The sequence below is a fragment of the Pseudonocardia sp. CA-107938 genome, assembly GCF_050936315.1.
Taxonomy (GTDB): domain Bacteria; phylum Actinomycetota; class Actinomycetes; order Mycobacteriales; family Pseudonocardiaceae; genus Pseudonocardia.
On record NZ_JBNJNA010000001.1, the window covers coordinates 3,371,391 to 3,396,368 of the forward strand.

Annotated in this window: 27 protein-coding genes; 14 read left to right on the forward strand and 13 right to left on the reverse strand. The window is 72.8% G+C overall.

The genetic code is table 11. The annotated features are described in order from the left end of the window. Window positions 1-65 precede the first annotated feature (65 nt). Both ACQEVB_RS16820 and ACQEVB_RS16825 read right to left on the reverse strand, forming a co-directional pair. Entirely contained in the window at window positions 66-1,706 is a 1,641-nt protein-coding gene (locus ACQEVB_RS16820; protein ID WP_432980406.1) for a bifunctional metallophosphatase/5'-nucleotidase, read from the reverse strand. A gap of 147 nt (window positions 1,707-1,853) precedes the next feature. Further along, window positions 1,854-2,177 (reverse strand): YrdB family protein, encoded by a 324-nt coding sequence (locus ACQEVB_RS16825; protein WP_432971784.1) that lies wholly within the window; start codon window positions 2,175-2,177, stop codon window positions 1,854-1,856. Window positions 2,178-2,331: 154 nt separating this feature from the next. On the opposite strand from ACQEVB_RS16825, the gene ACQEVB_RS16830 reads away from it, so the two are divergent. The 6 genes from ACQEVB_RS16830 (at window position 2,332) to murI (ending at window position 6,853) form a co-directional block, all read left to right on the forward strand. Continuing rightward, window positions 2,332-3,111, forward strand: coding sequence for an ACT domain-containing protein (locus tag ACQEVB_RS16830; protein WP_432971787.1), 780 nt, complete (start codon window positions 2,332-2,334; stop codon window positions 3,109-3,111). A gap of 51 nt (window positions 3,112-3,162) precedes the next feature. After that, entirely contained in the window at window positions 3,163-3,699 is a 537-nt protein-coding gene (locus ACQEVB_RS16835) for a Mov34/MPN/PAD-1 family protein (RefSeq protein ID WP_432971790.1), read from the forward strand. A gap of 49 nt (window positions 3,700-3,748) precedes the next feature. Beyond that, a complete protein-coding gene (locus tag ACQEVB_RS16840; protein ID WP_432971793.1) occupies window positions 3,749-4,045 on the forward strand; it encodes a MoaD/ThiS family protein in 297 nt (98 codons plus the stop codon). A 6-nt stretch (window positions 4,046-4,051) separates the two neighbouring features. Beyond that, window positions 4,052-4,999 carry a PLP-dependent cysteine synthase family protein gene (locus ACQEVB_RS16845; RefSeq protein ID WP_432971796.1) on the forward strand — a complete coding sequence of 316 codons (948 nt, stop codon included), beginning with the start codon at window positions 4,052-4,054 and terminating at the stop codon, window positions 4,997-4,999. A 401-nt stretch (window positions 5,000-5,400) separates the two neighbouring features. Further along, window positions 5,401-6,015, forward strand: a complete 615-nt coding sequence (locus ACQEVB_RS16850; protein ID WP_432971799.1) for a rhomboid family intramembrane serine protease — start codon at window positions 5,401-5,403, stop codon at window positions 6,013-6,015. A 10-nt stretch (window positions 6,016-6,025) separates the two neighbouring features. Next, window positions 6,026-6,853 (forward strand): glutamate racemase, encoded by an 828-nt coding sequence (gene murI / locus ACQEVB_RS16855; protein ID WP_432971802.1) that lies wholly within the window; start codon window positions 6,026-6,028, stop codon window positions 6,851-6,853. A gap of 18 nt (window positions 6,854-6,871) precedes the next feature. Here the strand turns inward: murI and ACQEVB_RS16860 are convergent, their stop codons facing one another. The 3 genes from ACQEVB_RS16860 to ACQEVB_RS16870 all read right to left on the reverse strand — a co-directional run bounded on the left by ACQEVB_RS16860 (window position 6,872) and on the right by ACQEVB_RS16870 (window position 8,358). Further along, on the reverse strand, window positions 6,872-7,390 hold the full coding sequence (locus ACQEVB_RS16860) for a pyridoxamine 5'-phosphate oxidase family protein (RefSeq protein ID WP_432971805.1): 519 nt from the start codon (window positions 7,388-7,390) through the stop codon (window positions 6,872-6,874). Between the two features lie 19 nt (window positions 7,391-7,409). Beyond that, window positions 7,410-7,994, reverse strand: coding sequence for an NADPH-dependent FMN reductase (locus tag ACQEVB_RS16865; RefSeq protein ID WP_432971808.1), 585 nt, complete (start codon window positions 7,992-7,994; stop codon window positions 7,410-7,412). Between the two features lie 70 nt (window positions 7,995-8,064). After that, window positions 8,065-8,358 (reverse strand): hypothetical protein, encoded by a 294-nt coding sequence (locus ACQEVB_RS16870; protein ID WP_432971811.1) that lies wholly within the window; start codon window positions 8,356-8,358, stop codon window positions 8,065-8,067. 85 nt (window positions 8,359-8,443) lie between these two features. On the opposite strand from ACQEVB_RS16870, the gene ACQEVB_RS16875 reads away from it, so the two are divergent. Continuing rightward, on the forward strand, window positions 8,444-9,055 hold the full coding sequence (locus ACQEVB_RS16875) for a TetR/AcrR family transcriptional regulator (RefSeq protein WP_432971814.1): 612 nt from the start codon (window positions 8,444-8,446) through the stop codon (window positions 9,053-9,055). Here ACQEVB_RS16875 and ACQEVB_RS16880 read toward each other — a convergent pair whose 3' ends face one another. Next, the gene (locus tag ACQEVB_RS16880; RefSeq protein WP_432971817.1) at window positions 9,056-9,376 is read right to left on the reverse strand and encodes an ArsR/SmtB family transcription factor; all 321 of its coding nucleotides are present in this window, start codon (window positions 9,374-9,376) and stop codon (window positions 9,056-9,058) included. 81 nt (window positions 9,377-9,457) lie between these two features. Here ACQEVB_RS16880 and ACQEVB_RS16885 point away from each other — a divergent pair, with 81 nt between their 5' ends. Beyond that, window positions 9,458-10,630 (forward strand): MFS transporter, encoded by a 1,173-nt coding sequence (locus ACQEVB_RS16885; protein WP_432971820.1) that lies wholly within the window; start codon window positions 9,458-9,460, stop codon window positions 10,628-10,630. A 26-nt stretch (window positions 10,631-10,656) separates the two neighbouring features. Further along, complete coding sequence (locus tag ACQEVB_RS16890) at window positions 10,657-11,196, forward strand: DinB family protein (protein WP_432971823.1); 540 nt, start codon at window positions 10,657-10,659, stop codon at window positions 11,194-11,196. A 61-nt stretch (window positions 11,197-11,257) separates the two neighbouring features. On the opposite strand, the gene ACQEVB_RS16895 is transcribed toward ACQEVB_RS16890, so the two are convergent. From ACQEVB_RS16895 to sbnA, 6 genes are read right to left on the reverse strand one after another with little or no spacing between them, the layout of a single operon-like run. Further along, window positions 11,258-12,337 (reverse strand): M28 family metallopeptidase, encoded by a 1,080-nt coding sequence (locus ACQEVB_RS16895; RefSeq protein ID WP_432971826.1) that lies wholly within the window; start codon window positions 12,335-12,337, stop codon window positions 11,258-11,260. 2 nt (window positions 12,338-12,339) lie between these two features. Next, window positions 12,340-13,356 carry a 2,3-diaminopropionate biosynthesis protein SbnB gene (gene sbnB, locus ACQEVB_RS16900; RefSeq protein ID WP_432980408.1) on the reverse strand — a complete coding sequence of 339 codons (1,017 nt, stop codon included), beginning with the start codon at window positions 13,354-13,356 and terminating at the stop codon, window positions 12,340-12,342. A 23-nt stretch (window positions 13,357-13,379) separates the two neighbouring features. After that, the gene (locus ACQEVB_RS16905; RefSeq protein WP_432971829.1) at window positions 13,380-14,369 is read right to left on the reverse strand and encodes a TauD/TfdA family dioxygenase; all 990 of its coding nucleotides are present in this window, start codon (window positions 14,367-14,369) and stop codon (window positions 13,380-13,382) included. Between the two features lie 38 nt (window positions 14,370-14,407). After that, the gene (locus tag ACQEVB_RS16910) at window positions 14,408-16,852 is read right to left on the reverse strand and encodes a non-ribosomal peptide synthetase (RefSeq protein WP_432971832.1); all 2,445 of its coding nucleotides are present in this window, start codon (window positions 16,850-16,852) and stop codon (window positions 14,408-14,410) included. 17 nt (window positions 16,853-16,869) lie between these two features. Beyond that, on the reverse strand, window positions 16,870-19,923 hold the full coding sequence (locus ACQEVB_RS16915) for a Pls/PosA family non-ribosomal peptide synthetase (RefSeq protein WP_432971835.1): 3,054 nt from the start codon (window positions 19,921-19,923) through the stop codon (window positions 16,870-16,872). A 3-nt stretch (window positions 19,924-19,926) separates the two neighbouring features. Then, window positions 19,927-20,925 carry a 2,3-diaminopropionate biosynthesis protein SbnA gene (gene sbnA, locus ACQEVB_RS16920; RefSeq protein ID WP_432971838.1) on the reverse strand — a complete coding sequence of 333 codons (999 nt, stop codon included), beginning with the start codon at window positions 20,923-20,925 and terminating at the stop codon, window positions 19,927-19,929. 196 nt (window positions 20,926-21,121) lie between these two features. Between sbnA and ACQEVB_RS16925 the strand changes: the two genes are divergently transcribed. From ACQEVB_RS16925 to ACQEVB_RS16935, 3 genes are read left to right on the forward strand one after another with little or no spacing between them, the layout of a single operon-like run. After that, complete coding sequence (locus ACQEVB_RS16925; RefSeq protein ID WP_432971841.1) at window positions 21,122-21,487, forward strand: hypothetical protein; 366 nt, start codon at window positions 21,122-21,124, stop codon at window positions 21,485-21,487. Further along, complete coding sequence (locus ACQEVB_RS16930) at window positions 21,480-21,878, forward strand: hypothetical protein (RefSeq protein ID WP_432971844.1); 399 nt, start codon at window positions 21,480-21,482, stop codon at window positions 21,876-21,878. The genes ACQEVB_RS16925 and ACQEVB_RS16930 overlap by 8 nt, the downstream gene beginning before the upstream one ends. Window positions 21,879-21,887: 9 nt before the next feature. Continuing rightward, window positions 21,888-22,676, forward strand: a complete 789-nt coding sequence (locus tag ACQEVB_RS16935; protein ID WP_432971847.1) for an MBL fold metallo-hydrolase — start codon at window positions 21,888-21,890, stop codon at window positions 22,674-22,676. Window positions 22,677-22,763: 87 nt separating this feature from the next. Here ACQEVB_RS16935 and ACQEVB_RS16940 read toward each other — a convergent pair whose 3' ends face one another. Next, entirely contained in the window at window positions 22,764-23,402 is a 639-nt protein-coding gene (locus tag ACQEVB_RS16940) for a TetR/AcrR family transcriptional regulator (RefSeq protein ID WP_432971850.1), read from the reverse strand. A gap of 196 nt (window positions 23,403-23,598) precedes the next feature. Between ACQEVB_RS16940 and rph the strand changes: the two genes are divergently transcribed. Next, window positions 23,599-24,345 (forward strand): ribonuclease PH, encoded by a 747-nt coding sequence (rph, locus tag ACQEVB_RS16945; protein ID WP_432971853.1) that lies wholly within the window; start codon window positions 23,599-23,601, stop codon window positions 24,343-24,345. Next, a complete protein-coding gene (rdgB, locus tag ACQEVB_RS16950) occupies window positions 24,342-24,935 on the forward strand; it encodes an RdgB/HAM1 family non-canonical purine NTP pyrophosphatase (RefSeq protein WP_432971856.1) in 594 nt (197 codons plus the stop codon). Before rph ends, rdgB begins: the two co-directional genes overlap by 4 nt. The last annotated feature ends 43 nt before the right edge of the window (window positions 24,936-24,978 follow it).

Genomic DNA, 24,978 nt, shown 5'->3' on the forward strand with positions numbered 1-24,978 from the left:
GTCAACCGGGGCGACGATGGTCGCGCACCCGACCCGTCGTGCTCGCCTACCTCGGCCGGCGGCTGTCAGGGGGTCGTCGTGATCCGGTCGGCCGGCGGCGGGGCGAGCCCGGGGTGCGCCTTCAGGTACTCCAGCAGCGCGTCCAGGTCGACCGGGCCGCCCTGCAGGCCGGTGCCCTGGGCGAAGACGGTGAAGTTGTCGCCGCCCGCCGCCAGGAAGTTGTTCAGCGCGACCCGGTAGTTGGCGGCGGGGTCGACGGGCGTCCCGTTCACCGTGATCGCGGTGATCTTGTTGCCGGGTTGCGCCGACTGCGACCAGGTGAAGTGCAGCGTCGAGGACACCTGCAGGATCCGCGGGCTCGACTGGCCCTGCCACTGCTGCTCCAGCACCGCCTTGAGCTGGGCGCCGGTGAGCGTGATGGTCTGCATGATGTTGCCGAAGGGCTGCACGGTGAACGCCTCGCCGTAGGTCACCACGCCGTCCGGGGCGAACGGGATGTCCGCGCGGATGCCGCCCGGGTTGGTGATGGCGACCTGCGCCCCGGTCGCGCGGCTCGCCTCGAGCTGGGCGTCGGCGATGACGTCGCCGAGGCTCGACTCGCCGCTCGGCCCGCCGGCCCGCAGCAGGTCGGCCGTGATCGACCCGACGGGCCGGTTCGCGATCGGCGCCGCCTTCGACTTCGCCTCGTCGACGATCTTCTGCACGGCGGGGTCGGCCGGCACGTCGCGGCCGACGATCTCGTTGCGGGCCGCGGTGCGGTCGCGCACCACCTCGTCCGTACCCGGGTCGACGGCGAGGTCGACGACGGAGAGCAGCCGCCCGAACGACAGCCCCTGCACGAGCGGCCGCTTGCCGCCCGCCGGGTCGGTCACGGTGCACACGTACTGCTGGTGGCTGTGCGCGCTGAACACCGCGTCGACGGCGGGGGAGACCTTCGTCGCGATGGCGGTGGCCGCGCCGTTCGGCTTCACCGCGCAGTCGGACGGGGCGCCGCCCGCACCCTCGTCGCCCTGGTGGACGACCACGATCTGCGCGTTCACGCCCTGCTTGGTCAGCTCGGCTGAGGCCTTGTCGATCGCGGCGACCTCGTCGCCGAACTGCAGCCCCTTGATCGCCTCCGGGGTGACGACGCTGGGCAGGTCGCGCAGGGTGGCGCCGATGACGCCGAGCTTCACCCCGCCGACCTCGACGACGGTGCTCGCCGGCAGTGCCGGCGCCCCGTTCGCGTCGGTGACGTTCGCGCCGAGGATCGGGAACTTCGCGCCCGGGAAGTCCGGGCGGAAGGCGCAGCCGTCGGTCGGGTGGCAGCCGCCCTTCTGCATCCGCTGGAGCTCGGCGAAGCCCTCGTCGAACTCGTGGTTGCCGACGGCGGACGCGGCCACGCCCAGCTCGTCCATCACGTCGATGGTGGGCTCGTCGTGGAAGAGCGCCGACGCGACGGGCGAGGCGCCGATGTTGTCGCCCGCGGACACGAGCACCGAGTTCGGCGTCTGCGCCCGCAGCTGGGCCACCTTCGTCGCGAGGAACGCGGCGCCACCGGCGTCGACGCTCGCGCCGCCGCCCTGCTGCACCTTGCCCGACGAGCCGCTGGGCGGTTCCAGGTTGCCGTGCAGGTCGTTGAAGGCGATCACGCGCACCGCGACGGGTTCGCGACCGGCAGCGGCCGGTGCGGCGGCGTTCACGCGGTTCACCTCGATCGCGACCATCGCGGCGACGATCAGGACGGCAACCACGCCGAGCACCACGATGGCACGGCGGGAGATCTTCGCGTCGGGCACGGCGGCAGTATCGCGAGTCGGCCGGCGTTGCTCCACCCGGACCAGCCCGAGATCACACGGTTGCCGGCCCTCGGCTCAGGCGAGCAGCCGATCGGCCACCACGACGACGGCGGCGACGACGCCCAGCGCCGACGCCCACCAGCCGCCCCCGACCGACCACCACGCCACCGCCGCCCCGACGAGCACGACGAGCTGGAAGATCAGCAACGCCGGATCGGCCAGGCGGGTGGTGGAGGTCGGTGCGGCGAGGAAACCCCAGGCCACGGCCATCGCCAGCGGCGCGGCGACGACGAGCAGCCAACTGCTCCAGCCGCTGCCCACCCGCCAGCCCCAGATCCCGAGCGCGACCAGCGCGGCCAGCTCGCACAGGAAGAACAGGCCGTCGTTCACGGGCTTCACCGGGCCACTGTTCCGCATGGTCGCTGCCCCGTCAGCCGGACGGGTCCGGGATCACGCCGCCGCCGACGTCGATCAAGGGGAGATCGTCGTCGCCGAAGATCCACTGGCGACGTTCTGCCCTTGATCACCGCAACGCCGCCACTACCGTGGAGCCGTGCGCGACCTGAAGCCCCACCTGCACGACGGCGTCCACGTCTTCGCGTCCGTCCCGCCCGGCACCCCGGTTGACGCCCCGGTCGTCGCGGCGATCGAGGAGGCGGAGGGCCGCACGGTGGTGCTGCGCGAGGAGGACGCGCGCCGGCTGGGGCTCGCCGCGCAGTACCCGTCGGCGCGGATCACCCTCACCGCCGCCACGGCGCTCTCCGACGTCGGCGTCCTCGCCGGTGTGACGGCCGCGCTGGCCCGCGCGGGCATCAGCGTCAACCCGTTCGCGGGGGTGCACCACGACCACCTGTTCGTGCCGCACGAGCAGGCCGCGGCGGCGATGGCGGTGCTGCAGGGCGGCGGATCGCGGCGCACCGCCGCCGGCGACTTCGAGACCGACGACGACCCGGCGCGCATCGACCGCGACGTCGTGTGGGGGTACCTGTCCACCGAGGCGTACTGGGGCCGGTCGCGGGTCCGCGCCGACGTCGAGGCCCAGCTCGACTCGGCGTGGAAGGTCGTCGGCGCCTACCGCCGCGGCACCGGCGAGATGGTCGGGTTCGCCCGCGCCGTCGGCGACGGCGTCTCGTTCGCCTACCTCGCCGACGTGTTCGTGCTGTCGTCGGCACGGGGCGCCGGGCTGGGGAAGGCGCTGGTCGCGGCCATGATCGACGACGGGCCGCCGCTGATGCGCTGGACGCTCTTCACTGACGACGCCCACGGCCTGTACGCCCGGTTCGGGTTCGTCGCCACCGATGCCACGGCGATGGTGCGACCGCCGCAGGTGTGAGACGTCCCGCCGGAATGTCCGTACAGGCCACGCACCACGTACGCTGGGGGCGTGCTGCGGATCCGAGCCGATCTCGTCGACGAGATCGTCGCGCACGCCCGTCGGGAGCACCCGAACGAGGCGTGCGGCATGGTCGCGGGTCCTGAAGGCAGCGACCGCCCCGAGCGGTTCCTGCCGATGCGCAACGCGGCGGCCGATCCCGACTACCCGGGCCTGCCCAACACGCGGACCGACCCCGAGACCGGCGAGCGGATCGAGGAGCTGCGCTTCGGCGACACGTTCTTCGTCTTCGACTCGAAGGAGCGCCTCGCGCTGCACCGGGACATGACCGCGCGCGACGAGGAACCGGTGGTCATCTACCACTCGCACACCCAGACCTACAGCGAGGCCTACCCGTCGGCCATCGACGTCGAGAGCGCGCTGGAGCCCCACGCGCACTACGTCATCGTCGGCACGAAGGACCCGGTCCGCCACGAGCTGCGGTCGTTCCGCATCCTCGACGGCGTCGTGACCGAGGAAGAGATCGACGTCGTGGAGAGTTACATGTTCGCCCACACAGGTGCGGACGACGTCCCTGACCGGGACTGATCTCTCGCATCGCTCGTCCGATCCACCTTCTTCCCTGGGAGTTTCCGGCATGGCCACCGTCTCGATCCCCACGATCCTGCGCACGCACACCGGGGGTGAGAAGACCGTCGAGGCGAAGGGCGCCACCGTCGCGGAGATCATCTCCGACCTCGACGCCAACCACTCCGGCATCGCCGGACGCCTGGTCAACGACGGCAAGCTGCACCGCTTCGTCAACATCTACGTCGACGACGAGGACGTGCGCTTCTCCGGCGGTCTCGACGCGCCGGTGAAGGAGTCGTCCACGGTGACGATCCTTCCGGCTGTCGCCGGGGGGACGATCCTCCCGGCTGTCGCCGGAGGCTGATCCGCGGTGCGGTACGACTCGCTGCTGCACGCGGTCGGTGACACGCCGCTGGTGGGTCTGCCGAACCTCGCCCCGGCGCCGGACGTGCGCCTGTGGGCCAAGCTCGAGGACCGCAACCCCACCGGCTCCGTCAAGGACCGGCCCGCGCTGGCCATGGTGGAGCAGGCGGAGGCCGACGGGCGGCTCACGCCCGGGTGCACGGTCCTGGAGCCGACGTCCGGCAACACGGGCATCTCGCTGGCCATGGCCTGCAAGCTCAAGGGCTACCAGCTCGTCTGCGTGATGCCGGAGAACACCTCCACCGAGCGGCGCCAGCTGCTGGAGATGTACGGCGCGCGGATCATCTCCTCGCCCGCTGCAGGCGGCTCCAACCAGGCCGTCGCCGTGGCGAAGCAGCTGGCCGCAGAGCACGACGACTGGGTCATGCTCTACCAGTACGGCAACCCGGCCAACGCCGACGCGCACTACCGCACCACCGGCCCGGAGATCCTGCGCGATTGCCCGGAGATCACCCACTTCGTCGCCGGGCTCGGCACCACCGGCACGCTCGTCGGCACCGGCCGCTACCTGCGCGAACACAAACCGGACGTGCAGATCGTCGCCGCGGAACCGCGCTACGGCGAGCTCGTGTACGGGCTGCGGAACCTCGACGAGGGCTTCGTGCCCGAGCTGTACGACCCCGAGGTGCTGACCGGGCGCTACTCCGTCGGCTCCTACGACGCGCTGCGCCGCACCCGCGAGCTCGTCGAGAAGGAAGGCATCTTCGCCGGCATCTCCACCGGCGGCATCCTGCACGCCGCCCTCGCCGTCGCGGAGAAGGCCGCCGGGGCGGGGGAGCGCGCCGACATCGTGCTCATCGTGGCCGACGGGGGCTGGAAGTACCTCTCGACGGGTGCCTACGCCGGCACCGTCGAGGAGGCGGCGGAGCGGATCGACGGGCACCTCTGGGCCTGATCGGGGAAGCAGTAGTGATCACGCGGGCCGCCGTCGCGGTTGCGGAGCTGGGCCCGGGCTGCGGCCGAGGCTGATGCGCGGGAACGACTGGACCGCTTCCGCGACGTTCCGCACACCGACGCGATGGCGCTGCGGACCGACGTCGACGCGAGTCGCGCGTTCTGCCGGGCGAGTCGCGCGTTCTCCCGCGCGAGTCTTGCGTTCTCCGGGGCGTGTTCGGCGTTCCGCCCGGCGGCGGCCGCCGCGTCTTGGCCGGGTAACCGCGGAACTCGCCCGGCAGAACGCAAGACTCGCCCCGCGATACGGGGAACTCGCCCGGCAGAACGCGAGACTCGCGGCGCGGCGCGGCGCGGAAACCTGAAGATCCGCTGCTCGGCGCGGGGTTCTGGCACTCTGGACCCATGACCGCACCCGTCGCGCCGCGCCGGCTCAACCGCGTGCTGCCGCCGCACCCGGTGTCCGCCGCGCTCACCATGCTGGTGTTCACCGCGGCGCTGTACGTGGTGGAGGTGCTCGACCTCGCGAGCGGGGGCACGCTGGAACGCGAGGGCGGCATCGTCTCCCGCGAACCCGACGGCCTCGACGGGATCGTGTTCTCCCCGCTCCTGCACGGCAGCTGGGATCACCTGTGGGCCAACACCGTGCCGTTCCTGATCTTCGGCTTCCTCGCGATGGCCGGTGGCATCGGGCAGTTCGTGATGATCACCGCCACCATCTGGGTGCTCGGCGGGGCCGCGGTGTGGGCGTTCGGGCCGGACGGCGTGTACACCGTGGGCGCGTCCGGGGTGATCTTCGGCTGGCTGGCGTTCCTGCTGGTCCGCGGCTTCTTCGCGCGGAGCGTCAAGCAGATCCTGCTGGCCGTCGTCCTGTTCCTGATCTGGGGCGGGGTGCTGTGGGGCGTGCTGCCCACCGACCCGCACGTCTCGTGGCAGGCGCACCTGTTCGGGGCGCTGGCCGGGGTGCTGGCGGCGTGGCTCGTGGCGCGCGCCGACCGGCCCGGGGCGCGCGCTCACTAGACTCGACGGCGTGCCGCAGCCCCCACCTGACGTCGACGCCCCGATCGGGATCTTCGACTCCGGGGTGGGTGGCCTGACCGTCACCCGCTCGATCATCGACCAGCTGCCCGCCGAGCGCGTCGTGTACGTCGGCGACACCGCACACGGTCCCTACGGCCCGCTGCCGATCGCCGAGATCCGCCGGCACGCGCTCGCGCTCGGCGACATGCTGATGGACCGCGGGGTGAAGGCGATGGTGGTCGCGTGCAACACCGCGTCCGCGGCCTGCCTTCCCGACATCCGCGAGCGCTACCCCGTGCCCGTCGTCGAGGTGGTGCGACCGGCCGTGCGGCGCGCGGTGGCCGCCACCCACACCGGGCGGGTCGGCGTCATCGGCACCGTCGCGACGATCGCCTCGGGCGCCTACCAGGACTCCTTCATGGCCGCCCGCGACGTCGAGGTCACGGCGGTGGCGTGCCCGCGGTTCGTCGACTTCGTCGAGCGCGGCATGACCACCGGCCGGCAGATCCTCGGCCTCGCGCAGAGCTACCTGGAACCGCTGCAACGAGCGCGGGTCGACACCCTGGTGCTGGGCTGCACCCACTACCCGCTGCTGTCCGCGGTCGTGCAGCTGGCCATGGGACCCGACGTCACGCTCGTGTCCAGCGCCGAGGAGACGGCGAAGGACCTCGTGCGGGTGCTGATGGAGCGCGACCTCGTCCGCGAGGCGGGCAGCCCGCCCGCCGGCCCGCACGAGTTCGTCGCCACCGGCGACCCCGAGCCGTTCGAACGGCTGGGCCGGCGGTTCCTCGGCCCGGAGATCGGCCGGGTGCTCGGCGTGGAGCCGGCCGCCACCTGACCGCTGTGCGAGATCGGTTCACGGCCGGAAGCGCCAGCGGGTCGCGCTGAACCCGTCCTCCTTGCCGAACGCGAACACCTGCGCGGGCTCGACCGCGTAGACGTGCTGCGGATCGGAGAGGTCGGTGTCCGCCGGGTCGTGGAGCTCGCCGTCCCTGACGAACGGGTGCCACCACGGGTACTTGGGCGGGAACAGGTCCGCGATCTCCTGCAGCCGGGCGGCATCCCGGACGAGGTGGGCGGTCCCGTCGACGATCACGTCGAGGTCCTGACCCGGCACCGTGACCGTGCACCTGGCGTTCCGGGTGAGGTTGCGGACCTTGCGGGACTGCCGCGAGGTGACGAAGCAGACCGCTCCGCCGTGCCACACCGCGAGCAGGGGCACGACGTGCGGTTGCCCGTCCCGGCCGGTGGTCGCGAGCAGGTAGTCGCCCGCCCCAGCCACCCGGGTCTGCGCGTCGTCCCAGCTGAGCGCGGTCAGAGGGGTGCCGCGCGGGCTGGACAGCGGCTCGATGGTCGGCGTGGCGTGGGTCGTCATGCAGCCACGCTAGGTGCGTTCATCGCATCGGGAAAAGCGATGAATCCCGATCGAGGCGATCGCCCGCACCTATGCTCTCGCGGGCCCGGGTCACCAGCTCGTCGAGCACGGCGATGAGGCCCTGTTCCTGCGCGTCGCGCGGGCTGAACCGTGTGTGGTCCGCGAAGTCCTCGCGGAGCGTCAGCGCGACGGCCGGTTCCACGCCGGAGACGCCGACGTCGCCCATGACCCGGCGCAGGTCCTCCACAGCGCGGCGGCCTCCGTGGATCCCGTAACCGACGAAGCCCGCGACCTTGTCGTTCCACTCGGCGTAGAGGAAGTCGATGGCGTTCTTGAGGACGCCGGGGATCGAGCCGTTGTACTCGGGAGTGACGAACACGAAGGCGTCGAACGACCTGATGCGCTCGGCCCAGCCGTGGGTGTGGGCGTGGGTGTAGCGGCCGGCGCGGGGTGGGACAGGTTCGTCGAGGTGGGGCAGGACGTGGTCGGCGAGGTCCACGACCTCGAACGTCGCGTCGTCACGTCGGGAAGCGACGGCGAGGATCCATCGGGCGACGACGTCGGCCTTGCGGCCCGGACGGGTCGTGCCGACGACGATCGCCACGCGGGGCACGGTCGGGCCTGTTGGTGATGTCATGATCAACTCTCTGAGGTCGTACGGCGGGTGCGGCAGGTCAGTGGAAGCGGTAGGCGCCGACCTCCTGCAGCACGGCCGTGACGGGCGGTTCGACGCACGCCTGGGCCAGCTCCGTCCGGTAGCGCTGGAACGCGGGGAGCTGCTGCAGCGTCTGCGGGCCGTGCTCCAGCTCCACGAACGACACCAGGCTGACGCCGTCGTCGAGCTGGAAGCTCGCGTAGCGCAACCCGTCCGGCTCGACCGTCGCCAGCTCCTCGTAGACGGCCCGGAGCAGCTCCAGCACGCGCTCGACCTCTCCGGGCTTGATCGTGCATCGGGTCATCACCTGCATGGGCTGCTCCTCGGGCGGTCGTTCATTTCGGACAACAGCCTGTATTTCAGAATTCGGTCTGTCAAGCGAATGCTAAGGTTGAGCCGTGGCCCGCAAGTACGAGCAGCGCCTGCGCGCAGAGGCGGCGGAGGAGACGCGCCGGCGCATCCTGGACGCGGTGTACGCACGACTGCGCGAGGCGCCCGGGGAACCGGTGAGCATCGACCGCATCGCCACGCTGGCGCGCGTGGCGCGCCCCACCGTCTACCTGGTCTTCGGGTCCCGGTCCGGGCTGTTCGACGCCGTGGGTGCGGACCTGCTGCAGCGCGGCGGGTTCGAGCGCGTGCTCCAGGTGTCGGCCGATCCGGACGGCCGGGAAGCCCTGCGCGGCACCATCCGCGCCGTCGTCGAGATGTACGCGGTGCACGGCGACGTGCTGCGGGTCCTGTCCGCGATGGCGCTGCTGGACGCCGCCGCGGTCGGCGGGGCGATCCGACGCCTCGAGGACGGTCGCGCCGCCGGCATGGCCAGGCTCGCGCACCGCCTGGCCGAGCAGGGGGTGTTGCGCCCCGACGTCACGGCCGACCGGGCTGCCGACGTGCTCTGGCTGCTGACCAGCTTCGACGGCTTCGACCTGCTGCACACCGGCAGGCAGCGACCCGTCGACGAGGTCGTGACGGCGCTGATCACGACAGCTGAGCGCAGCCTGCTGCGCTGATCAGTGCGGCGCCGCGAGCACCCCGTCGAGCAGGCCGGGGAAGAGCGCGTCGAGGTCGGCCCGGCGCAGCTGGGAGATCTTGCGCGTGCCGAGGGGGATCGTGGAGATCACGCCGGCCTCACGCAGGGTGCGCAGGTGGTGCGTGCGCGTCGACGGGCTGACGGTCAGCGCGACCTCGCCGCACGCGATGCCGTCGGGCCGCGGGGCGAGCGCGCGGACGATGTCGAGGCGCACGGGATCGGCGAGCGCCGCCAGTACGGCCTCGATGCGGATCTCCGCGCGACTCGGCTGCGGCAGCGGTGCCGCCTCGATTGTTCCCACGTCAGGAATATTACGAAATCCATCGTACTTTGACCAGTGTCGTAGTACGGTCGTCGTCGAAGTTCGATGACAGGAGTATCTGTGTCCGCTCGTACGATCCTGCTCGCGGCCGGCGCGTTCGCCGTCGGCACGAGCGCCTACGTCGTCGCCGGCGTGCTGCCGGAGATCAGCGCCGAGACCGGGGTGTCGGTCGGCGCCGCCGGCCAGCTCGCCACCGCCTTCTCCCTGGCGTACGCCATCGGCGCGCCGATCGTCGCGACCGTGGCCGGGCGCTGGGACCGCCGCACGCTGCTGGTCGCCGCCCTGCTCACCGCCGCGGTCGGCAACGCGATCACCGCACTCGCCCCCACCTACCCGCTGCTGTTCGCCGGCCGGATCGTCGCCGCCCTCGGCGCGGCGGCCTACACCCCGGCCGCCACCATGGTGGCCACGTCGTTCTACCCGCCGGAGCACCGCGGCCGGGCCGTGTCGATCGTGTTCGGCGGGCTCACCGTCGCGCTCGCGCTCGGCGTTCCCGCAGGGTCGATCCTCGGCGCCTCGCTGGGCTTCCGCGGGGTGTTCGCGCTGGTCGCGGCGGCCGGGCTGGTCGCAGCGGTCGGGGTGCAGCTGCTCGTTCCGGCTGTCGCCGCGCCGCCGCACGTCACGCTGCGCGAGCGGTTCTCGGTGATCCGCGACCGCACCGTGCAGACCGTCCTCGTCGTCACGGTGTTCGGCGTGCTCGGCGTGATGAGCGTCTACACCTACGTGGTGCCGCTGCTCGCCGCCTACACCGGCGTCACCGGCCCGCTGACCAGCGCCCTCCTGCTCGTGTACGGCGTCGGCGCGCTCATCGGCAACAACCTCGGCGGACGGGCCACCGACCGGTTCGGGGCGCGGCGCACGGTGCTCGTCGTGCTCTCCGCGACGATCCTCGCACTCGCCACCCTGCCGCTCACGCTGAGCACGGTGCCGGGCGCGGCGCTCGCGCTGTTCGTGTGGAGCGTCGCCACCTGGGCGTTCAACCCGCCGTTCCAGAGCCTGATCCTGGAGGTGGCGGGGGAGCAGGGCGCGCTCGCCCTGTCGCTCAACGCCTCGGCGATCTACTTCGGCGCCGGGCTCTCCGGCGTGGTCGGCGGGCTCGTCGTGAGCGGGCCCGGCGTGGCGGTGCTGCCGATCGTCGGGGCCGCGCTGGGGCTGGTCGGCGGCGCGGTGTTCGTCGCCAGCTCGCGCAGCCGGGCGCGCGTCGAGCGGGAGCCCGCGGTGTCGCTGGGCTAAGAATGCCCTCTAGCTACGTTGGCGGCATGGACTACACCGACGTCGCGCCGGCGGCGGAGTGCGTCGACGGGCCGGAGAAGGACATGCTGGCCTTCGCGCTCGACCGGGTGCGTGCGCAGTTCGCGTGGAAGACCGGCGGGCTGACCGCCGAGCAGCTGCGCCGCACGCACCCGCCGTCGACGCTGACGATCGCCGGTCTGATCAAGCACATGGCGTTCGTCGAGGAGCGCTACACCCGCATCCACCTGCAGGGACGGGCGCCGGGCCGGCCGTGGTCCGAGGTGGACTGGAACGCCGACCTGGAGTGGGACTGGCACTCCGCGGTCCACGACGAGCCGGACGAGCTCTACGCGCTCTGGTACTCGAGCGTCGCCCGGGCGCGGGCGATCTGGGCCGAGACCGACCTCGATGCCCCGTCGACCCTCATGGCCGAGGGCACGCCGGCCAGCGCCCGCCGCCTCCAGATCGACGTGCTGGAGGAGTATCTGCGCCACACCGGCCACGCCGACCTGCTGCGCGAGGCGATCGACGGGCTCGTCGGCAACGACCCGCCCCGGCGGGACTGACGAGACGGTGCCGACGGGCGCGACCGGTCCCGGATCCCCACCGGTCGCGCCCGTCGGCTGCTCAGGTGCGCGTCGTCGCGAGCTGCAGCACGGTGGCTGCGGTCGCGTCGACGCTGCGGTCGAACGCCACCGCGTCGACGTTGGCGATCGTGTCGCAGGCCTTGTGGTAGCAGCGGTCGAACGGCTCGCCCTGCTGCCCGCCCCACCGCGCGGCCTGCTCGCCGGACTTGCGCTTCTTGTCCCCGGACTGCAGGGCGCCCGTCGGGATGCCGGCTTCGACGAAGGCGGCGAAGTCGGAATCGCCGTCGAGCCGGACGTTCTCGGCCGGGACGCCGACCGCGGCCAGCTGCTCGACCAGCACCTTCGCCACGGCGGCCGAGCCAGGTGGACCGGCCTCCTCCCCGGCGTCGCCGACCCCGCCGAGCACGAAGAAGCCGGGGTTGGGGGAGGCGAGCATGTCGAGGTTCACGTAGGCCGCGATCTGCTGGCGCTGCGCAGGCGGCAACGCGGCCACGTACGCGGTGGAGCCGTACAACCCCAGCTCCTCGCCGCCCCAGAACGCGAAGCGCACCGCGTTCGGCGTGTTCGGTGAGCCACCCATGGCGGTGGCGGTCTCCAGCAGCGCCGCGACCCCCGTGCCGTTGTCGTTGATCCCCGGGCCGTCGGGCACCGAGTCCAGGTGGGCGCCGGCCATCACCACGCGCGCCGGGTCGCCGGTGCGGGTCTGGGCGATGACGTTGAGGTCGGTCGTCGGAGCTGCATCGTCATGGTCGCCGTCGCCGGTGTGCGTGAACGTCTCCGTGCGCACGTCGAACCCGGCCCGCTGCAGCACGCCGACCACGTAGTCGACGCTCGCCCGGTAGCCCGGGGTCCCCGACGCCCGGTTGCCGCCGTTGGCGTCCGCGATGCGCTGCAGCGCCTCCAGGTGCGTGCGCGCGGACGCGCCGCTGACCTGGGCGGCGATCCCGGTCTGCGGCCCGGCAGGCCCGAGGGGGGTCGCCACCGACCGCGGCGTGGAGACGGCGTGCGCGAACCCCCAGCCGACGCCCAGGACCAGCAGCCCGGCGACGGCGACGAGCGCGATCAGGCCGCGCCGGCGCGGCCGCCTGCGGTCAGGGGCGGGGGCGGTCAGGGTGTCCATGGCTACCCGTGCCGGCTCAGGTCGTGGAAGAAGTCGGCGATCACGTTCAGCTCGCCCGCCTGGACCACCGCGTCGTAGACGTGCTTGCCGACGGCGAGGTCCAGCACGCCCAGCCCGAACGGCGAGAACACCACGGTGCGGTCGGCCGGGATCGCGACCGTGCCGGTCATGACGTCGTCCAGCGTGCCGGCCAGGAAGTCCCGGTTGCCCGTGAGCTGCTCGACGAGGTGCGGCGACGTGTTGGCCTTCAGGCAGTGCTCGACGTCGTCGACGATGTTGACGGCGTCGAGCAGGATCTCCGGCGCCAGGTCGCGCAGCGAGATGTGCAGCACCAGCGGGTGGTGGTCGAACCACGCCGGGTCGCTGACGTGCGGCGTGGCTGCCACCGTCGCGAACACCACCAGGTCGGACGAGCGGATCAGCGACTCGGCGCTGTCGTGCACGGTCACCGCGTCCGCCCCGGACTGCTCCAGGTAGCCGGAGAACCCGGTAGCGCTCTCCGCGTGCGTGTCGTGCACGCCGATCTCGTCGAACGTCCAGCCGGTGCCGGCGAGGAACGTGTGGATGTAGCGGGCGATGAGCCCGGTCCCGATGAACCCGACGCGGCGCGGCCGCGGCCGACCCGCCGACAGCACGTCGGCGCCCAGCGCGGCCGAGGCCGCGGTGCGGGTGGCGCTGATGATCGAGCTCTCCAGGCAGGCGAACGGGTAGCCGGTGTCGTGGTCGTTGAGGATCAGCACGGCCGAGGCGCGCGGGATGCCGGCTGCCACGTTCTCCGGGAAGCTGGAGATCCACTTCAGGCCGTCGACCCGCACCTTCCCGCCCAGCGACGCGGGCAGCGCGATGATGCGTGCCGTCGGGCGGTCCGGGAACGTCAGGAAGTACGACGGCGGGTTCACCGAGTCGCCCTCGCCGTGCCAGCGGTACGCGCCCGCGACGACGTCGACGATCTCCTGCTCGCGACCGGCGAGCACGGCCTGCACCTGCGCCCCCGGGATCACGGCGAACGGTGGTGGCATCTTCTTCTCCCCCTCAGTGTTCTTCACGCCGACACCCGCATGGGCTCGGCCATCCCGACCAGCACCTCGCGCCGGCCCTCGAACGCCTCGCGGCTGTGCGCGGTGCGGATGTTGTCCACCAGCAGCAGGTCGCCGGGCTGCCAGGCCTCCCGGCGGGTGTGCGCGGTGTAGACCTCGCCGATCAGCTCGACGATGCCCTTGTTGACCGGCTCCCCGTTGCCGAACAGCGTGGTGAACGGCAGGCCCTGCGGGCCGTAGCTCTCCACCAGGAACTCGCGGACGTCGGGATCCATCGTCCACTCGTTGAGGAACGCGATCTGGTTGAACCAGCAGCGCCGCCCCGTGACGGGGTGCACGGTCACCGCGCGCCGCCGCTGCCAGGTGCGGAGGCCGCCGTCGGGCTGCCACTGGAAGTCGATCTTGTTGGCGCGGCAGTACGCCTCGACGGCCTGCGGGTCGTCGGTGCCGAACGCGTCGGCGACGGAGGCGCCGATCTCCTCGTTGTAGTTGCGGGCCAGCACCCAGCCCTCGCGCTCGAACCGCTCGACGAGCGGGCGCGGCAGCGCGTCGAGCACGGCGGCGGCGTCGGCGACGCCGGTGGCGCCGCCCGAGGTCGCGGCGGTGAGCGCGGCGAACATCATCAGGCGCGGCACGTCGAGGGCGTAGCTGAGCTCGTGGTGCATGCACATCGGCTGGTTCGCCGGCCACGCGCTCGACGAGTAGACGCCGCTCGGGAACCGCTCGCGCGCCGCGAACGCCTCGCGCTCGGTCATCAGCTCGCCGCCGAACAGCCGGAAGACGGCGGCGACCTGCTCCTGGCTGCGCAGGCCCAGGCCGCGGACCAGCACGGTGCCGAAGTTGGCGAGCACGTCGCGCAGCGCGCCGCGGTGGTAGGCGATCCAGCCCTCGGCGTCGGGCCCGCAGTTGGCGAGCACGAGCGGCGGGCGGCCGGGTGCGGTCTGGACGGGCAGGGCGGGCCAGGCGGTCGGCGGCGCCTGGTGGGTGGCGGTCATCGGGTTCTCCTTGCTCGTTCCGTACTGGGGTGAGGTGGTCATGCGGAGGTGCGCGCGTCGACGAGGGCCGCGAGATCGGCGAGCACCGGGGCGCCGGCGATGTCCTTCAGCGACACCGCGCGGCTGGTCGCGATGGCGAGCTTCACCGCGGTGAGGGAGGTGCCGCCGAGGTTGAAGAAGTGGTCGGTGCGCCCGATGCGGGCCACCGGCACGTCGAGGACCTTGGCGAACGCCGCCGCGAGCAGCCGCTCGGTGGGCGTGGCCGGGGCCGTGGCGCCCGCGGTGTCGGCGCCGGCGTCGGCCAGCTCGACGGCGAGCGCCCGCAGCGCCTTCGTGTCGATCTTGCCGTTGGCGGTGAGCGGCAGGGCGTCGCGCTGGTGGAACTGCGTGGGCACCATGTACTCGGGCAGCTTGGCGCCGATGTGGGCGGCCAGCGCGTCGGCGGCGATCGGCGCGTCCGCGGCGAGGAACGCCACCAACTGCTTGCTGCCGTCGGCCCGCTCGGCCACGACGACGGCCCCGTCGCGGACGCCGGGGAAGGCGAGCAGCGCGTTGTCGATCTCGCCGATCTCGATGCGGAAGCCGCGGATCTTGACCTGGTTGTCGCGGCGGCCGAGGAACTCCAGCTTGCCGCCGGGCAGCCAGCGGCCGTAGTCGCCGCCCAGGTAGAGCCGCGCGCCGGGCTTGTGCGGGTCGTACATGTAGCACTGGCGGGTGCGCTCGGGGTCGTTGATGTAGCCGCGGCCCACGCACACGCCGGAGAACGCGATCAGGCCGGGCGCGCCGAGCGGCACCGGGTCGAGGTTCTCGTCGACGACGTACACGCGGACGTTGCGCACGGCCGGGCCGAGCGGCACCCGACCCGACTCCGGCACCGTCCGCATGACCTCGTGGTTGGTGTCGTCGGAGGTCTCGGTGAGGCCGTAGGCGTTGACCAGCGGAACGCCCGGCATGAGGGCGAACCACCGCTGGATCAGCTCGAACTTGAGCGCCTCGCCGGTGGCCGAGATCGCGCGCAGGTCGGGCAGCTCCCGCGGGTGCTGCTCCAGGTAGGTCGCGACGACCTCCAGGTAGGAGGGCACCAGCTGCAGGATCCCGACGCGCCGGGCGGCGATCTCCGCGACGAACCGCTCGACGTCGAGGATCGTCTCCTGCGCGACGATCACCGTGCGGCCGCCGACGAGCAGCGCCGACACGAGCTGCCACAGCGAGATGTCGAAGCACTGCGGCGCCGTCTGCGCGACGGCCTGGCCCTCGACGAACCCGAAGTCCTCGATCTTGGCGTAGAGGTGGTTGAGCATGCCGGCGTGCTCGCACATGGCGCCCTTGGGCTCGCCGGTGGAGCCGGACGTGAAGTAGATGTAGGCGAGCTGGTCGGCGGCGACGGGGATGCCGAGGTCACCGTCGGGGTGCTGCTCGGCGTAGGCCTGCTCGAACGGCACGACGAGCGCGCCGGGCGCCAGCTCGAGTGCCGCGCGCAGCGTGGTGTCGCTGCCGGTCTCGGTCAGCACCAGCTGGGCGCCGGAGCGGGCGAGCGTCTTCGCGATCCGGTCGGCCGGGAAGTGCGGCTCGATCGGCAGGTACACGCCGCCCGCCTTGAAGATGGCGATCACCGCTGCCATCCAGTCGAGGTTGCGCTCGGCGACGACCGCCACCACGCCCTCCCGGCGCAGGCCGCGGACCAGCAGCGCCCGGCCCAGCCGGTTGGCGCGGGCGTTCAGCTCGGCGTAGGTCCACTGCCGGCCTCCGTGCTCGGCGGCGATCGCGTCCGGGTGGGCGGCGACCCGCGCCTCGAACAGCTCGTGGAAGCGCTGCGCGGGCAGCTCCCGCGCCGGCCCGGCGAGCCCGTCGATCTGGAAGGCGCGCTCGGCGGCCGACACCAGGTTGGCCGGCAGCGCGTCGGGGGCGGCGACGAGCTGGAGCAGCGCCGTCACGTGGTAGCCGGCGACCCGCGCGGCGGCGTCGGCGTCGATCAGGTCGGACCGGTAGCTGACGTGCAGCGATCCCGAGCGGAGCGCGACCCGCCATACCGTGCCCGCGGCCAGCGGGCCGGCACCGCCGTCGAGGTCGAGCTCGGCCTCGAACAGCGGGCCGGTGCGGCCGAGCTCGGCGGCCAGCGCGTCGACGGGGAAGTCCCGGTGGGCGTGCAGGCGCTGCTCGGCGTCAGAGGCCGCGGCGGCGATCTGCCGCCACGACGCCGACCCGGTCGCGATCCGCATCGGCAGCGCCACGGCGCCGGCGACGTACCCGGTGGTGACATCGCGCTCGCCGCTCACTGCCGCCAGGACGGCAGCGTGCGCGGCGATCATGACGCCGGGGATCCCCAGCACCTCGGTGAGGTGCGCGGGAAGCGGCTCGACGTGCTCGGCGACGCCCGGCACGGGCGCGGCCGTGAAGCGCGGCACCGCGGTCAGGCCGGCGCCGTCCAGCACGCGCTGCCAGTAGGCGCGCCGGGCGTCCGGTGTGGTCTCGATGATGGTCATGTCAGGCTCCCGGGAGGTCAGTGCGCGCGGGTGGGGATGAGTTCGATCGCGGGGTTGCCACCCCACCTGGTGTTGGCCGGCATCTCCTCGCCCTTCATCAGGAAGGAGTCGGCCTCGAGGACGGACGCGTCGCCGAGCTGCGTCCCGTAGTGGACGAAGGCGCCCACGCCGACGGTGACGCCCGAGCCGATCGTGACCCGGTCGGACTTGAACGCGTCGTTCTCCTGCGAGTGGCACTGGACGACGCTGCGCTCGTTGAGCATGCAGTTGTCGCCGAGGGTGACGAACTTGCGCTCGGTCATCATGCAGCCGTCGTCGTAGAGGCGGCGGCCCACGCGGACCCCGAGCGCCCGCCACATCGCGCCCTTCAGCGGGGTGCCGTTGAGCAGCGTGAAGTAGCTGTCCTCGGCGACCTTCCAGTAGCGCTCGTGCCGCCAGAACGTGCGGTCGTAGATCGACACGCCCTGCGGCTCGTGCGCCGCCATCCAGCGCACGGCCGCGTCGAGCAGGATGAAGTAGCCGAACGTCAGCACCAGCTCGGCGGCGCCCAGCACGGCGATCGCCGCCGGCCCGAACGTCGGGTGCAGGTCCAGCGCGACGCGGAACAGCAGCACGAACAGCGTGAGGTACACCCACCGGCTGAGCAGCATCAACGCGATGCTCAGCAGGTTGTGCCGGGCCTTGACGGCGACGCCGCGGCGGCGCTGCTCCGGGCCGAGGGCCAGCCGCGCGTCCCGGTCGACGCCGCGCGGGATCACGAAGCTCGGCGATCCGAGCAGCCCCACGTTCTGCCGCACCGGCCCGTCGACGGGCACCATGACCTTCGTCGCGAGCAGGACGTTGTCGCCCACGCGCGCCCGGGCCGGGTAGAAGATCGCGTTGCCGAAGAAGCTGCGCGCCCCGATCCGCACCGGCGACGCGACGAAAGCGCTGCTGGAGTAGTCGGTGTTGAGCATCGTGAGCCCGTCCGCGACGACCGTGCCGCTGCCGACGTGGCAGAGGAACGGGACGTCGTGCGCGACGGCCGTGCCGAAGTTGGAGCCCGTCTGCTCGACCCGCCCGAACTTGTAGCCGATGGCCCGCAGGTAGCCGACGATGTAGGAGCTGTCGCCGAACACCCGCGTCGCGAACTTGCTGTTGGACAGGCGGGTGATCGTCCGCAGCGCCCAGTAGGAGATGCCGTACAGGCGGTGCACCCGGTCGGGCCGCACCAGCAGCGCAAGCACCCGAGGCACGATCGTGATCACCAGCAGACCCAGCAGCAGCGCGCCGACGAAGATCGTGCTCGACAGGATCAGCACGTCCAGGTACAGCGGCACGTTCCCGGCGGCGGTCTCGTAGTCGACGAGCAGCGTCTGCACCTGCGGGACCTCCCGCACCAGCAGCGCGAGCCCACCGATGCCCAGCGGCAGGACGACGCCGAAGAGCGTCACCAGCTGCACGACCGAGTAGGCGAACCGGCGCAGCGCGCTCCCACCCACGGTCGGGACGGCGCGGTAGTCCACCGAGGTCGGCTCCGCGGGTGAGCCGTGCCAGCGCTGGCCGGCCGGGATCGACTGCCCGGCGTGCAGCGCGGAGGTGTGCCCCAGCTGGGCGTGATCGCCGATCGAGCTGCCGACGTCGAGGACGGTCGCCTCGCCGACCAGTGCACCCGCGCCGATCGTGACGCGGCCGGTCTCGATCATGCCGTTGTGGGCGCGGTAGCCGGTGAACGACGACGCCTTGCGGATGATCGTGCCGGCCCCGATGGTCAGCAGGTCGGTCGCGACCGGAACGGTCGGCGACAGGATCGTCACGCCCTTGCCGATCTTCGCGCCCAGCAGGCGCAGGTAGAACGGGTAGAGCGGGGTGCCGACGAACCGGACCAGCGGGTTCGTCCTGATCATCGTCTTGACCAGCCAGAACCGGTAGTACCGCAGGCTCCAGACGGGGAACTGCGTCGCCTTCCAGCGCCCGACCAGCAGCCACTTCACCGCGATGGGCAGCAGCGCCGTACCGAGGAACAGACCACCGGCGACCTCGGTCGAGCGCACGTAGATGTCGAGCGGCGTGGCCGCGGTGAGCACCCACTGCGCACCGACGGCGAAGGCGTAGGAGACCAGCGCCGGGTAGCCGAGCAGGAACAGCAGCTGCAGGGTCCCGCACAGCAGGTAGCCCAGCGTGCCCACCCGCTTCGGTGCTGCGACCGGCGCGGCCGGCTCGTTCAGCAGGGCGAGCGCGAGCTTCACCGTCGCCGGGTCGAGGTCGGCGGGCGTGGGGGAGGGCCGGCCGGGGCCCACCACGGACACCGGGAGGGCGTGCGTCCCGGTCGCCACGGCCGCGGCCTGCACGACCTTCGCGCCCCCGGCCGCGGCCAGCGCCGCGACCGTCGGGGCCTGGTAGATGTCCTTGATCGCGACGTTGGGCAGGTCGGGCCGGTTGCGCACCTTCGCGCAGAAGCGGGCCATGACCATCGAGTCGGCGCCGAGGTCGTCGAAGAAGTTGCTGGTGGGCGCCACCTGCGGGACGCCGAGGACCTCCGCCAGCACCGCCGCGTAACCGGCTTCGAGACCGCCCGGGGCGGCCTTGGCCGCCGGCGCGGGAGCGGGCTTGGCCGCCGGGGCCGGGGCGGGCTTGGGCGCCGGCAGCCGCGGCGGCGTCGGCCGCACGATCGCCTGCGCGATCGGCCGGGCGACCGGCCGCGCGACCGGCTGCGCGACCGGGCGCGCGACGGGCATCGGCGCCTGCGGGCGGCGGGTCGGGGCCTGTGGCTGCGGACGGACCGGGGCGGGCCGCGGGACGATCGCCGTCGGCTGGGCGGACGGGTCGGGGCGGACCGGGGCGGCCGGCGCCGGGCGGGTGGCCGGAGGCGGGAGGGACACCGTGCGGTCGGGGTCGCCCTCCAGCCGCTCCAGCTGCTGGAGCAGGCCGGCGACCTCCGCGCGGAGCCGACCGACGGCCGCGCGGGCGGCGGTCAGGTCACCGGCGAGGTCCGTGCGGTCGCCCTGCTCGGCGAGGCGCAGCTTCCGCATGCGGGGCACGACGACGGTCTCCTCCTCGGCGGGAGGAACGGGCGGAGATGCGGAGGTCATGGCTCAGGCCGCCTGGATGGGCTGGGTGAGGTGCGGGTCGGCGAGGGTGTGGCGGCCGAACTCGGCGCTCACCCACTCGTCGTCGTAGACGGTGTCGAGGTAGCGCTCGCCCATGTCGGGGGCGATGGCGACGGCGGTCAGACCCGGCGCGCCGTACTCCTTCAGCCAGCGCATCGCGCCGCTGACGACGGTGCCCGTCGAGCCGCCGAACAGGAAGCCCTTGGTGGCCATGCGGCGGCAGGCGCGGATCGTGTCCGGCTCCTCGACGTGGACGACCTCGTCGATGTAGGACTCGTCGAGCTGCGCCGGGCGGACGCTCGTGCCCAGGCCGGGGATCATCCGCGGCGCCGGCGGGGTGCCGAACGTGACCGAGCCGACGGCGTCGACGGCGACGATGTGCACCCGACGGTTCCACGCCCGGTTGCGCTGCTTGAAGAACCGCGCGCAGCCCATCAGCGTGCCCGTGGTGCCGGCACCGACGAACAGCACGTCCAGCTGCGGGAACTCCCGCGCGATCGCCGGGGCGGTGGTGCGCATGTGCGCGCCCCAGTTGTTCGGGTTGGCGTACTGGTTGAGCCAGACGTTGCGCGGGTCGGCCACGCACAGCGCCTGCACGTAGTTGATGCGCGCGCCCAGGAAGCCGCCGTGCGGGTCGGGCTCGCGGACGACGTGGACCTGCGCCCCGAGCACCTCCATCATCTGGCGGGTCGCCGGGTTGCAGCGGGAGTCGGTCACGCAGACGAACCCGTAGCCGCGGGTGGCCGCGATCATCGCGAGCGCCACCCCGAGGTTGCCCGACGACGACTCCACGATCACCGAGCCCGGCCGCAGCACACCTGCGCGCTCGGCTGCCTCGACCATCCCCAGCGCCGCCTTCACCTTGATGGAACCGGCGAAGTTGAAGCCTTCGCACTTCAGGTAGAGGCGCCGCCCGAAGGTTTCGGACAGATCGACGAAGAGCTGCTCCGCGTTGAAGTCCAGCGGACTTGAGATGACTGCCATGACCTTGCCCCCTTCTCGTCGGTGGCTGTGCCCCGAGCTCGAACTGGCCGCCCGGTGAGTCCCCTGACGTGACTCCCATCGTGTCTGCGGCGCCTCGGCGCAGACAGATCCGCGATGGGCAGGAAGCGACTGCAAGGGGGTAGTGATCACCTATCCATCCGGCAACCCCGCGGCGCGCTCCGGTACCGTCGCGCCCGTGATCACGGCCCTCGTCGTCGCACTGTGGGTGGCCACCGGCGCGCTCGCCGTCTACGGGCTGGCGCTCAGCGCGACGCGCCGACCCCTGCCGGGCCACACCCGCATCGCCGTCGGCGTCGTGGTCGCTCTGCTCGTCGTCCAGGCGGCGATCGCGGCGGTGCAGCTCGCGACGGGCGTCCGGGTGGCCGATCCCACCGAAGTGCTCATCTACCTGGTCGTGGCCATCTGCGTGCTGCCGTTCGTCACGCAGTTCGCGCTGGCCGAGCCCGACAACCGGTGGGGCGGCGCGATCATCGCCGCGGGCGCGATCGCCACCGGCATCGCCGTGTGGCGGCTGCAGGTCCTGTGGGTGCCGCTTGCCTGACCGCCCCGCCACCGCCACGGGGGCCGGCCGGGTCCTCATCGCCGTCTACGGCCTGTTCGCCGTGGCCGCGACCGCCCGTGCCGGCTACCAGATCGCCACCAAGTTCGCGGTCGCGCCGCTCGCGTACACGCTCTCGGCGGTCGCCGCCGTCGTCTACGTGCTGGCGACGGTCGGGCTCGCCGCACGCGGCTCGTGGGCCCGCCCGCTGGCCTGGGCCGCGGTGTCGTTCGAGCTGCTGGGGGTGCTCGTCGTCGGCACCCTCACGCTGCTCGACACCGGCGACTTCCCCGCCGACACCGTGTGGTCGATCTACGGTCGCGGGTACGGCTTCGTGCCGCTCGTCCTGCCCGTCGTCGGTCTCTGGTGGCTGCGGCGCACGCGAGCGGGTTAACGTTCCCGAATGCTGTTGACGGTGCTCGGATGTTCGGGGAGCGGACCGGGCCCGGAGGGTCCGGCGTCGGGGTACCTCGTGGTCGCCAACGGGGTCGCGGTCACCCTCGACCTGGGCAACGGCACGTTCGGCGCGCTGCAGCGCCACCTCGATCCGTGGGCGCTCGACGCCGCACTGCTCACGCACCTGCACCCCGACCACTGCTCCGACGTGTCGCCGCTGGTGGTGTGGCGGCGCTACCACCCGCGCCCGCCGTTCGACGCGCTGGAGCAGCGGTTGCCCGTCCTCGCCCCGGCCGGCGCGGCCGACCGCCTCGCGTGGGCGTACGCGGCGTCCCGCCAGGAGCTGGGGGAGACCGACCTCGCCGACGTGCTCGACTTCCGCGCCATCACCGACGGCGGGAGCACCGCCGTCGAGACCGTCACCGTGCGGTCGGCGCTGGTCGACCACCCCGTCGAGGCGTACGCGCTGCGGCTGGAGCACGGCGGCCGGTCGCTGGTGTACAGCGGCGACACCGGACCCAGCGCCGGGCTCGTCGAGCTCGCCCGGGGCGCCGACGTGCTGCTGTGCGAGGCGACCTGGCCGCACGTCATCCCCGGCGGGTGGGAGGAGCCACCGCCCGGCGTGCACCTGTCGGGACGGCAGGCCGGCGAGCACGCCGCCGCGGCCGGGGTGGGCCGGCTGCTGCTCACCCACGTGCCGGCCTGGTTCTCCGCCGCCGACCTGCTCACGGAGGCGAAGGAAGCCTTCGACGGCCCGGTCGAGGTGGTCCGGCCGGACGCGTCGTACGAGATCTGACCCGGGGGCCCGCGTCGAGAACGACGTTGTGGTGATCAACAGGTCTATTTGATCACCACAACGTCGTTCTCGACGGGCGCTTGGGCCTCAGCCGGCGGGGGCCAGCCAGATGCTCGTGACCGCGTCGATGATGCCCGTGCCGGCGTCGGCCCAGGTCGCGCGCGGGGTGGGGGTGCCGTCGGCGAGCGCCCGCTCGCGCTCGGCCGTCATGTGCACCATCAGCAGCCGCGTCATGGCGGCGCGTTCCAGCTGGACGTCGTCGGGCAGGGCGGGCAGGCAGGCCCGCAGCCGATCGCGGATCTCCGTCAGCGCCGGTGAGGCGAGCGACTCCTCGGCCATGATCTCGCGCAGCGCGGGGTCCGTCGTCACTTGAGCGACGAACCGCGCGAACCAGGTCGGGCTGCCCAGCTCGGCGAGGTGGTCGGTGATCGGGCGGACCATGCAGGCCGCCCAGTCGCGCACCTCCCGCGAGTCCGCCATCGCGGCGACGAGTGCGGCGCGGCGGTGCTCGATGTCCGCGTTGTGCTTGCGCGCGATCGCCCTGACCAGGTCGGTCTTGGTGCCCACGTGGTAGCCGACGGCGGCGTTGTTGCCCTGACCTGCGGCTTCACTGATCTGCCGGTTGGAGACGGCGAAGACGCCGTGCTCGGCGAACAAGCGCTCCGCGGTGGCCAGGATGAGGTCGCGGGTCGCGCCGGCCCGGTCGGTGCGCGCTCGTGCAGCCATCTCCACCCCTGTTCTCCTGATCGTCCGGATCGTCCCCGGGCCGCCCACGTGACTGCGCACCGGCCCGGCGTTGCGGCTGTGAGCCGACGTCACACAGCGCGCGGCCACCGCACACAGGTTGGGCGGTGTGTGAGGTGGCCGCACTCTGTGTGACGTCGCCGGCGGCGCGTCCGCGTGCCGGTTCTATGGTGGCGCGGTGACCCGAGCAGACGGCCGATCCGACGACGAGCTCCGCCCCGTGACCATCACCCGCGGATTCCAGAAGCACCCGGCGGGCTCCGTGCTCGTCGAGTTCGGCGACACGAAGGTGCTGTGCGCGGCCAGCGTCACCGAGGGCGTGCCGCGCTGGCGGAAGGGTTCCGGCCTGGGCTGGCTGACCGCCGAGTACGCCATGCTGCCCTCGGCGACGAACACCCGCAGCGACCGCGAATCGGTGAAGGGCCGCATCGGCGGGCGCACGCACGAGATCAGCCGGCTGATCGGGCGCTCGCTCCGCGCGTGCATCGACCTCAAAGCGCTCGGCGAGAACACCATCGCCCTGGACTGCGACGTCCTGCAGGCCGACGGCGGCACCCGCACCGCCGCCATCACCGGCGCCTACGTGGCGCTCGCCGACGCCGTCATGTACCTGGGTGCGCGGGGCAGGCTCTCCGACCCGAAGCCGCTGTCGGGCCGGGTCGCCGCCGTCTCCGTCGGGGTCGTCGACGGGCGGGTGCGGCTGGACCTCCCGTACGAGGAGGACTCCCGCGCCGAGGTGGACACCAACGTCGTCGCCACCGACGCCGGCACGCTCATCGAGGTGCAGGGCACCGGCGAGGGTGCCACGTTCTCCCGCGCCACCCTCGACACCATGCTCGACGTCGCACTGGGCGGGATCGCGCAGCTCGTGGAGCTGCAGGCCGAGGCGCTCGCCCAGCCGTACCCGGGGGAACTGCCGGCATGACGAAGGTGCTGCTCGCCACCCGCAACGCCGGGAAGCTCGTCGAGCTGCGGCGGCTGCTCGACTCCGCCGGCATCGAGGTGCTCGGGCTCGCCGACGTCCCCGAGTTCCCGGAAGCGCCGGAGACCGGCGCGACGTTCGCCGAGAACGCGCTGGCCAAGGCACGTGACGCGGCCGCCGCCACCGGCCTCCCCGCCGTCGCGGACGACTCCGGCATCGCCGTCGACGCGCTCAACGGCATGCCGGGCGTGCTGTCGGCGCGCTGGTGCGGCCGGCACGGCGCCGACCTGGAGAACCTGCAGCTCGTCCTCGGCCAGCTGCAGGACGTGCCCGACGAGCGCCGCGGCGCGCGGTTCGTGTGCGCCGCCGCGCTCGTGCTGCCCGACGGCACGGAGACGGTGGTGCACGGCGAATGGCCCGGCCGGCTCGTCCGCGCCCCGCGCGGCACCAACGGCTTCGGCTACGACCCGATCTTCGTGCCGGACGGGGAGGAGCGCACCTCCGCCGAGCTCTCGCCGGAGGAGAAGGACGCCGCCTCGCACCGGGGCCGGGCGATGCGCGCGCTCGTCCCGCACCTGCGCGCGCTCGCCTGACGTCACGCGGCCGCCGCGTCCGGCCGACGTCACACACCCCGCG

Bases quoted from the DNA above. Each gene is read 5' to 3' on its own strand.
- ACQEVB_RS16820 (WP_432980406.1), bottom strand. From the start codon at position 1,706: ATGGTCGCGATCGAGGTGAACCGCGTGAACGCCGCCGCACCGGCCGCT.
- ACQEVB_RS16840 (WP_432971793.1), top strand. From the start codon at position 3,749: ATGGCCACCGTCTCGATCCCCACGATCCTGCGCACGCACACCGGGGGT.
- ACQEVB_RS16850 (WP_432971799.1), top strand. From the start codon at position 5,401: ATGACCGCACCCGTCGCGCCGCGCCGGCTCAACCGCGTGCTGCCGCCG.
- ACQEVB_RS16860 (WP_432971805.1), bottom strand. From the start codon at position 7,390: ATGACGACCCACGCCACGCCGACCATCGAGCCGCTGTCCAGCCCGCGC.
- ACQEVB_RS16870 (WP_432971811.1), bottom strand. From the start codon at position 8,358: ATGCAGGTGATGACCCGATGCACGATCAAGCCCGGAGAGGTCGAGCGC.
- ACQEVB_RS16890 (WP_432971823.1), top strand. From the start codon at position 10,657: ATGGACTACACCGACGTCGCGCCGGCGGCGGAGTGCGTCGACGGGCCG.
- ACQEVB_RS16895 (WP_432971826.1), bottom strand. From the start codon at position 12,337: ATGGACACCCTGACCGCCCCCGCCCCTGACCGCAGGCGGCCGCGCCGG.
- sbnB (WP_432980408.1), bottom strand. From the start codon at position 13,356: ATGCCACCACCGTTCGCCGTGATCCCGGGGGCGCAGGTGCAGGCCGTG.
- ACQEVB_RS16905 (WP_432971829.1), bottom strand. From the start codon at position 14,369: ATGACCGCCACCCACCAGGCGCCGCCGACCGCCTGGCCCGCCCTGCCC.
- ACQEVB_RS16910 (WP_432971832.1), bottom strand. From the start codon at position 16,852: ATGACCATCATCGAGACCACACCGGACGCCCGGCGCGCCTACTGGCAG.
- ACQEVB_RS16915 (WP_432971835.1), bottom strand. From the start codon at position 19,923: ATGACCTCCGCATCTCCGCCCGTTCCTCCCGCCGAGGAGGAGACCGTC.
- sbnA (WP_432971838.1), bottom strand. From the start codon at position 20,925: ATGGCAGTCATCTCAAGTCCGCTGGACTTCAACGCGGAGCAGCTCTTC.
- ACQEVB_RS16935 (WP_432971847.1), top strand. From the start codon at position 21,888: ATGCTGTTGACGGTGCTCGGATGTTCGGGGAGCGGACCGGGCCCGGAG.
- ACQEVB_RS16940 (WP_432971850.1), bottom strand. From the start codon at position 23,402: ATGGCTGCACGAGCGCGCACCGACCGGGCCGGCGCGACCCGCGACCTC.
- rdgB (WP_432971856.1), top strand. From the start codon at position 24,342: ATGACGAAGGTGCTGCTCGCCACCCGCAACGCCGGGAAGCTCGTCGAG.